General features: G+C 73.6%; 2 protein-coding genes. Both read right to left on the reverse strand.

Translation table 11 applies throughout. From position 1 onward, the window contains the following. Nucleotides 1–470, reverse strand: a 470-nt coding sequence (locus ABZ885_RS41680) for an alpha/beta fold hydrolase (protein WP_360200490.1), incomplete at its 3' end; no start/stop codon positions are given. Continuing rightward, nucleotides 467–1,162, reverse strand: a 696-nt coding sequence (locus ABZ885_RS41685) for a condensation domain-containing protein (protein ID WP_360200492.1), incomplete at its 5' end; no start/stop codon positions are given. The genes ABZ885_RS41680 and ABZ885_RS41685, both read right to left, overlap by 4 nt.

The raw sequence follows: 1,162 nt of genomic DNA on the forward strand, positions 1-1,162 counted from the left end.
GCCGGCGCTTCGGGATCTCGATGCTGACGTCCTTGAGGTTGTTCTCGCGTGCGCCGTGCACCCGGATCAGGTCGTGGCCGACCGGCCGCGACGACCGTGGCCACCTGCGCGCCGAAGCACCAGCCGGCCAGGTGGATCCGGCCGTAGGAGTCCTTCAGGTGGCGGAGCACGTTGGCGATGTCCTCGACCGCGAGCTCGCCGGAGGGGATGTGGCCGCGGCCGGCGTTGAGGCCTGAGCCGCGCAGGTCGATGGCGACGAAGGCGGTGCCGGGGAGCCGGCCGAGGCGGGTGCCGAGCGGGGCCTGCCAGGCGGAGTGGCTCATACCGCCGTGCAGCATGACGACGAGGTCCGCGGCCCGGTCGGGGCCCCACAGCCGGTAGTGGGTGAGGTAGCCGTCGGGCTGCTCGAAGACGCGGACCTGCTCGGTGGCGGGGTCGTTCGCGGTGGCGGGGTCGTGGGTGGTGGTCATCGCTTCGGGGTGTCCTTTCCAGTGGTGGTGGTCGAGTACGGGTCGGTGAGGGCGGGCAGGCCGGTGGTGGCGTACGTCCGGAGTTCGGCCTCGACGCTGCGCAGCTCGTCGGTGGTGCCGAGGACGGCGCCCTCGGGGTTGGCGGCGATCTGCCCGAGGACGGCCGTGTGGAGCCGGGCGAGGGCCTCGGTGACCGGCTGCGCGAGCAGGCGGCCGTCGGCGTTGACGGTCAGTTCGAGCCGGGCCTGGCTGATGTCCCGGCCGACGTTGACCAGGAACGGCGCGTCGGTGTGCTCGAACCAGCGGACGTCGGTGATCAGCGCGCCGGCGTCGGCAGCCTCGGCGTAGGCCGGGAACTCGGTGTAGTTGAACAGCGCGGGGAAGAGCTCCTCGCGCCCGGCGTCCCGGGCGATGGCGGAGGTCGGGTAGCGGCGGTGCGGCAGGGCGCGGGCCTCGGCCCGGAACACCTCCTCGATCAGCTCCGGCCAGGTCCGTCCGGCCAGCCGGGCCCGGTGCGGCTGGAAGTTGAGGAACATGCCGGTCATCCGTTCGGCGCCCTCCGCCTCCGGGCGGCCGTGGGTGAAGACGCCGGTGACGAGGTCCGCCTCGCCGGTGACCAGGGCCAGGGCGCGCAGGTGGGCGGCGAGCATCAGGTGCTTCAGCGGGTAGCCGGCCCGCCGGGCGATCTCGCG

The sequence above is a fragment of the Kitasatospora sp. NPDC047058 genome (assembly GCF_040643935.1).
Classification (GTDB): Bacteria; Actinomycetota; Actinomycetes; order Streptomycetales; family Streptomycetaceae; genus Kitasatospora.